The organism is Streptomyces sp. NPDC005492 (genome assembly GCF_040605995.1).
Lineage (GTDB): Bacteria > Actinomycetota > Actinomycetes > Streptomycetales > Streptomycetaceae > Streptomyces.
In genome coordinates this window covers 424,590-431,267 of sequence record NZ_JBEXDX010000003.1, presented here as the reverse complement: position 1 = coordinate 431,267, position 6,678 = coordinate 424,590, and the positions used below count along the sequence as shown (strand labels likewise).

The 6,678-nt window shown below is 69.5% G+C and carries 5 protein-coding genes; 4 read left to right on the top strand and 1 reads right to left on the bottom strand.

Annotated elements, in window-relative coordinates; translation table 11 throughout:
- Positions 1–61: 61 nt before the first annotated feature.
- Complete coding sequence (locus tag ABZT04_RS07040) at positions 62–2,272, bottom strand: ABC transporter family substrate-binding protein (RefSeq protein WP_356053808.1); 2,211 nt, start codon at positions 2,270–2,272, stop codon at positions 62–64.
- Between the two features lie 314 nt (positions 2,273–2,586).
- Between ABZT04_RS07040 and ABZT04_RS07035 the strand changes: the two genes are divergently transcribed.
- Genes ABZT04_RS07035 through ABZT04_RS07020 form a run of 4 tightly spaced genes read left to right on the top strand, consistent with a single transcriptional unit; the run spans position 2,587 to position 6,446 of the window.
- Positions 2,587–2,877, top strand: coding sequence for a hypothetical protein (locus ABZT04_RS07035; RefSeq protein ID WP_356053806.1), 291 nt, complete (start codon positions 2,587–2,589; stop codon positions 2,875–2,877).
- Positions 2,878–2,895: 18 nt separating this feature from the next.
- Complete coding sequence (locus tag ABZT04_RS07030; RefSeq protein ID WP_356053804.1) at positions 2,896–3,717, top strand: hypothetical protein; 822 nt, start codon at positions 2,896–2,898, stop codon at positions 3,715–3,717.
- 18 nt (positions 3,718–3,735) lie between these two features.
- Complete coding sequence (locus ABZT04_RS07025; protein ID WP_356053802.1) at positions 3,736–5,679, top strand: fumarate reductase/succinate dehydrogenase flavoprotein subunit; 1,944 nt, start codon at positions 3,736–3,738, stop codon at positions 5,677–5,679.
- Positions 5,676–6,446: a succinate dehydrogenase/fumarate reductase iron-sulfur subunit gene (locus ABZT04_RS07020; protein WP_356053800.1), complete on the top strand. Its 771-nt coding sequence runs from the start codon at positions 5,676–5,678 to the stop codon at positions 6,444–6,446. Before ABZT04_RS07025 ends, ABZT04_RS07020 begins: the two co-directional genes overlap by 4 nt.
- The last annotated feature ends 232 nt before the right edge of the window (positions 6,447–6,678 follow it).

Sequence of the window (6,678 nt, the reverse complement as noted above, 5' to 3'; positions counted from 1 at the left end):
CGGGCCCCCCCCCCCAACCCAACGGGGGGGCCGCGGCCGTTCTCGTCATGTCCGCGTGACGCTAGTCCTCGGACGGGCTCGCCGAAGGGTGTGCCCCCTTCTTCAGGAAGCCCATGTCCTCGTAGACCGGGGTCTGGAAGCCGAAGGAGCCGGCGTTGACGATCGTCTTGCGGGCGGCGGTGAGCTGGGGGCGCTGGTAGAGGGGGATCGAGCCGGCCGCCGCCCAGATGCGGGCGTCCGCCTTGCGGACCAGGGCGGCGGACTCGTCCTCGTCGAGGGTCGAGGCGGCCTGGTCGAAGAGCTGGTCGACCTGGTCGGTGCCGACGCGGGTGTAGTTCTGCTCGACGTTGAGCGAACCGTCCGCGGCCGGGACCGGCTTGGCGAAGATCGGGCGGGCGTCGGTCGCGGGGTAGGCGGACGCGGGCCAGGAGTAGAGGGCGAGGTCGTACTGGCCGGACGCGATGTGGTCCTTGAAGTAGCTGTCGTCGGACACCTTGGTGATCTCCGTGCGGATACCGACCTTCTCCAGCATCCGGGAGATGCTGTCGGCGACGGCGCGCAGCGACTCCGAGCCGGTTCCGGAGGGGAGCACGAAGCGGAGGGTCAGCGGCTTGCCGTCCTTGGCGAGCGTCCCGGCCTTCGCGCCGGCCGGGGCGGCCGTGCCCTTGGGGGCGTAGGCGCCGGGTGCTCCGCCCTGCTTCACCTTCCGGCCGTCGTACTGCTTGCCGTCGGCGAGGTGCTGGGGACCCTCGCCGCCGTGCCCGTGCTTCTCGGCCTTCTCGGTCTTCTCGGTCTTCTCGGTGTGGCCCCGGGGGTCCTTGTTGTCCTCGCCGACGATGTACTGCCCGTCGGAGCCGCCCTCCGACTCGGCCTCCTCGCCGTCCTTCTTGCTCTTCTCGCCCTCGGCGCCGGCCGCCTTCTCGCCCTTGTCCTTGTCCTTGACCGGCCCGCCGGGCATCCAGCCGGCGTCGGCGAGCAGCGCCTGCGCCTCCGTGGTGTCCTGGCCGCCGAGCGCGCCGCTGTTGTCGGCGTACGCGGCCTGCCCGGAGAGGGCGAGGTGGCTGCCGACCGGCACGGCGGGCAGACCCAGCGGTCCGAGGACGATCTTGGCGAGCGCCTTGCGGTCGAGCGCGCGGGCCACGGCACGCCGGACGCGTTCGTCGGCGAGGGGGCCTTCGGAGCCGTTGAGGGCGAGCTGGGTGTAGGCGGGTTGCAGGGAGCGGCGGACGGTGAAGGCGCGCAGCGCGTCCTGTCGGCGCAGAGCGGTGGCGAGCGCCTTGCGCTGCTTCTTGCTGAGCTTCTTCTTCTCCCGCCGGCCCTCGCCCTTGTTCTCGGTCTTCTCGCCCGTGTTCGTGGGGCTCGCGCCCTGGAGCGGGGTGCCGGTGCCCCTGGCCCGGCCCGCGAGGGTGATGCGGTTGGCGTCGGCGGGGTCGATCTCGGCGAGGTCGACGGTGCCGTCGGCGAGCGCGGCGGCCCGCTTGTCGAGCGGTACGGCGGCCAGCACGAGCTGGGAGAGCTTCGCGGGCCGACCCCACCAGTGCGGGTTGCGGGCGAGGACGATCTCCTTGTCCTTGAGGTCGACCTTCTGCACCCCGAAGGGGCCGGCGGTGACCTTCAGCTTGCGGCGCGCCCCGTCGTTGAAGGCGTCCGGGGTGCCCATGACGTCCTTGGGGTACAGCGGTGAGAACAGCGCCTTCCAGTCGGCGTACGGCCTGCTGAAGGTGACCTTGACCTCAAGGTTGTTGGCGCCGCGCTCGATCTTCTCGATGCGGTCGTAGCCGGCGTTGCGGGCGGTCCAGTACGCGGAGTCCTTGCCGGACAGGGCGCGCCACTGGGCGGCGAAGTCGGCGGCGCCGATCTCGCGGCCGTCGCTCCACACCGCCCGCTGGTCCAGCTTGTAGAGGACGACCTGCTTGGGCTCGGTGTCGACGACCTTCGCGGACTCCAGGAAGTCGGCGTCGCGCTGCGGCCGCCCCTGGGCGTCGAGCCGGAACATCGCGGGCAGCACGGCCTGGGCGACGCGGGTGGTGGCGTCGTCGGCGTCGGACTGGAACGTGTTGAGGGTCTCCGGTACGTCGTCCACGGCCCAGCGCAGGGTGCCGCCGTCGGCGACCAGGTCACGCCCGGCGGGCGCGATGTCCTGGGCGGCCAGCGGCTTGCCCGACTCGTCGTCGGAGCCGCATCCGGCGAGGGTGGTCACCGCGAGCGCGCCCGCGGTGAGGAAGGCGACCGAGCGCGTGATCGCGCGCGGTCCGACGCCGTCGTGGGACATCACTGCTACCTCCGGTGAGCCGCGGGCTTCTGATCACGTTTGGCGGATATTTCGCGATATATGGAGCTGATCAGATGTATGCGGCCACTGAAGAGGAAACGGTTCGGCCGCAGCGGGCGACACGGCGAGGGGTGCCGGGAAGCCCACCCGTGCGGCGCAATGTTCGAATCTGCCCCCGTACCGCCCCCGAACACACCAACGCACCCGGGCCAATCCGTGCACACCGCTTCCCACCGGCAGGTGTGACGCGCAACACTCGCAGGCGCATGAACGTTGCCGTCCAGGGCCGAAGCCCGCGGAAGTGAGGTCACGTCATGTCCGTGCACGACGAACTGACGTCAGTCCAGCGCTGTCTCGACGACCTGTTCAGGTCGGTGGGGCGCCTGGAGAAGCAAGTCGGCAGCGGCGGCCTGGAAATGCGCAGGGTCAAGGCCGACGCCGACCGGCTGCGCGAGAGCGTCGCGCTGCTGCGCGACGCCGCACCAGGGATCGAGCGCCCCCGGCGCCCCGATCTCGTCCCCATCCCCGACACCCCCTACGACAACACCCTGTGGACGGACTCGGACGACGAGGGTCTCGGCGCCCGCGACCGCCGAGCACCCTGAACCGACCGGAGTCCTGACTTGGCCACTGGTACGGAACCCCATCCGAACAGCGGCGGCGTACGCACCGGTACGCGCGCCGCGATCGACGCCCCGCATCTGCGGACCGACCGGTGGTGGCTGGCCCCGGCCGTCACCGCCGCCGGGCTGCTCGCCTTCGTCGTCTACTCGACCTGGCGGGCCTTCGCGGACTCGAACTACTACTCGGCGCCCTATGTGTCGCCGTTCTACTCGCCCTGTCTGGCCGAGCGCTGCAGCACCATGCACGCGGGCCCGAACGCCGATCTCTTCGGGAGTTGGTGGGGCATCTCCCCCGCCATCATCATCCTGATCTTCCCGCTCGGCTTCCGCCTGACCTGCTACTACTACCGCAAGGCCTACTACCGCGGCTTCTGGGCCTCGCCCCCGGCCTGCGCGGTGGCCGAGCCGCACAAGAAGTACAGCGGCGAGACCCGCTTCCCGCTGATCCTGCAGAACATCCACCGGTACTTCTTCTACGCGGCGCTCCTGGTGGCGGGCACCCTGACCTACGACACCGTGCTGACCTTCCGCGACGAGCACTACCACTGGGGCCACATGGGCCTGGGCACCCTCGTCTTCCTGGCCAACATCGTGCTGATCTGGGCGTACACCCTCTCCTGCCACTCCTGCCGGCACATCGTCGGCGGCAAGCTCAAGCACTTCTCCAAGCATCCCGTGCGCTACAAGGCCTGGCAGTTCGTCGGGAAACTGAACAACCGTCATATGCAGCTCGCCTGGGCGTCGTTGATCAGCGTGGCGCTCGCGGACTTCTACGTATACCTGGTCGCATCCGGAGCTTTCGATGATCCGCGCTTCTTCTAGATTGGATGGGACCTTCTGATGTCCGTGGTCGAGCGACAGGAGTGGGACGTCGTCGTGGTCGGTGCCGGGGGCGCCGGGCTGCGGGCCGCCATCGAGGCGCGTGAACGCGGTGCCCGTACGGCGGTGATCTGCAAGTCGCTGTTCGGCAAGGCCCACACGGTGATGGCCGAGGGCGGGATCGCCGCCGCGATGGGCAACGTCAACTCCGGCGACAACTGGCAGGTCCACTTCCGCGACACCCTGCGCGGCGGCAAGTTCCTCAACCAGTGGCGCATGTCCGAGCTGCACGCGAAGGAAGCCCCGGACCGGGTCTGGGAGTTGGAGACCTGGGGCGCCCTCTTCGACCGTACGCAGGACGGCCGGATCTCGCAGCGCAACTTCGGCGGCCACGAGTACCCGCGCCTCGCACACGTCGGCGACCGTACGGGACTTGAGCTGATCCGCACGCTCCAGCAGAAGATCGTGTCCCTTCAGCAGGAGGACTTTCGCGAGACGGGTGAGTACGAGTCCCGTCTGAAGGTCTATCAGGAGTGCACGGTCACAAGGGTGTTGAAAGACGACAGTCGCGTCTCCGGGGTCTTCGGCTACGAGCGCGAGACCGGCCGCTTTCTCGTCCTGGAAGCGCCCTCCGTGGTGATCGCGACCGGCGGCATCGGCAAGTCCTTCAAGGTGACGTCCAACTCGTGGGAGTACACCGGCGACGGCCACGCGCTGGCCCTGCTGGCGGGCGCGCCCCTCCTCAACATGGAGTTCGTGCAGTTCCACCCGACGGGCATGGTCTGGCCCCCGTCGGTGAAGGGCATCCTCGTCACCGAGTCGGTGCGCGGCGACGGCGGAGTCCTGCGCAACTCCGAGGGCAAACGCTTCATGTTCGACTACATCCCCGACGTCTTCAAGGAGAAGTACGCCGAGTCGGAGGCGGAGGGCGACCGCTGGTACGAGGACCCGGACAACAACCGCCGTCCACCGGAGCTGTTGCCCCGTGACGAGGTCGCCCGGGCGATCAACTCCGAGGTCAAGGCGGGCCGCGGCTCCCCGCACGGCGGAGTCTTCCTGGACGTGTCGACCCGGATGCCGGCGGAGGTCATCCGGCGCCGACTCCCGTCCATGTACCACCAGTTCAAGGAGCTGGCCGACGTCGACATCACGGCGGAGGCGATGGAGGTCGGGCCGACCTGCCACTACGTGATGGGCGGCATCGCGGTCGACTCCGACACGGCGGCGGCACGCGGGGTACCGGGGCTGTTCGCGGCCGGTGAGGTGGCCGGCGGCATGCACGGCTCCAACCGGCTCGGCGGCAACTCCCTCTCCGACCTGCTGGTGTTCGGACGCCGGGCGGGCTGGCACGCGGCGGACCACGCGGCCGGTCTGGCGGACAGCCGCCCGCTGGTGGACGACACGGAGGTCGACCTGGCGGCGGCGGAGGCACTGCGCCCCTTCTCGGCCGAGGGCCCGCAGCCGGGCAAGGAGAACGGCCGCCCACCCGAGAACCCGTACACCCTCCACCAGGAACTCCAGCAGACCATGAACGACCTCGTCGGCATCATCCGCCGCGAGGGAGAGATGGAACAGGCACTGGAGAAACTCGCCGACCTGCGCGTACGAGCCCGGCGCGCCGGTGTCGAGGGCCACCGGCAGTTCAACCCCGGCTGGCATCTCGCCCTGGACCTGCGGAACATGCTGCTGGTGAGCGAGTGCGTGGCGCGGGCCGCGCTGGAGCGCACCGAGTCGCGGGGCGGGCACACCCGCGAGGACCACCCGGGCATGAACCGCGACTGGCGCCGCGTCAACCTCCTGTGCCAACTCACCGACCCGACGGGCGGGTTGGGGGCAACGGACCCGACAGCCGACCAGATCGCCCTGACCCGCGAGACGACCGAACCCATCCGCGCCGACCTGCTCGCCCTCTTCGAGAAGGAAGAGCTGGTCAAGTACCTCGCCGAAGAGGAGCTGTACGAGTGAGCAGCTACGAGGCCCGCTTCAAGGTGTGGCGGGGGGACGTCAAGGGCGGCGGTCTGGAGGACTTCAAGGTCGAGGTCAACGACGGTGAGGTGGTGCTCGACATCATCCACCGGCTCCAGGCCACCCAGGCCTCCGACCTCGCCGTCCGCTGGAACTGCAAGGCGGGTAAATGCGGTTCGTGCTCGGCGGAGGTCAATGGACGGCCCCGGCTGATGTGCATGACCCGCATGTCGGTGTTCACGAAGGAGGAGACGATCACCGTCACTCCCCTGCGCGCCTTCCCCGTGGTCCGCGACCTCGTCACGGACGTCGGCTTCAACTACCAGAAGGCCAGGGAGGTTCCGGCGTTCGTACCGCCGGAGGGCGTCGCGGCAGGCGAGTACCGGATGATGCAGGAGGACGTCGACCGCTCGCAGGAGTTCCGCAAGTGCATCGAGTGCTTCCTGTGCCAGGACACCTGCCATGTCGTCCGTGACCACGAGGAGAACAAGACGGCGTTCGCGGGCCCCCGATTCCTCATGCGGGTCGCGGAGTTGGACATGCACCCGCTGGACGCGGCCTCCGACACCGGCCTGGACCGCAAGAAGACCGCCCAGGACGAACACGGCCTCGGCTACTGCAACATCACCAAGTGCTGCACCGAGGTCTGCCCCGAGGGCATCCACATCACCGACAACGCGCTGATCCCCTTGAAGGAACGGGCGGTTGACCGCAAGTACGACCCGCTGGTGTGGCTGGGGTCGAAGATCAGGAGGCGGACTCCGTAACGCGGGTCCCGGGGACACGGATGTGGGCGAAGGGCGCGTTGTTCAGGGGACCGAGAAGACGCAGTCGGCCAGGCCGGCGGCGCTGACGACCGTGCCGTAGCCCCACAAACGGGGGGCGCGGGATCCCCCGTCTGCCCGCCGGCCGCGCGATCCGCCCCTTCGCGATCGCCGCGATCCCCGCCACCGTCTGCGCCGCCAGAACGAGTGCGGCCGTCCCCACCAGAACCCCGTG

Excerpts from the sequence above, each read along its gene's own strand:
- ABZT04_RS07040 (WP_356053808.1), bottom strand. The coding sequence starts at position 2,272 with ATGTCCCACGACGGCGTCGGACCGCGCGCGATCACGCGCTCGGTCGCC.
- ABZT04_RS07025 (WP_356053802.1), top strand. The coding sequence starts at position 3,736 with ATGTCCGTGGTCGAGCGACAGGAGTGGGACGTCGTCGTGGTCGGTGCC.
- ABZT04_RS07035 (WP_356053806.1), top strand. The coding sequence starts at position 2,587 with ATGTCCGTGCACGACGAACTGACGTCAGTCCAGCGCTGTCTCGACGAC.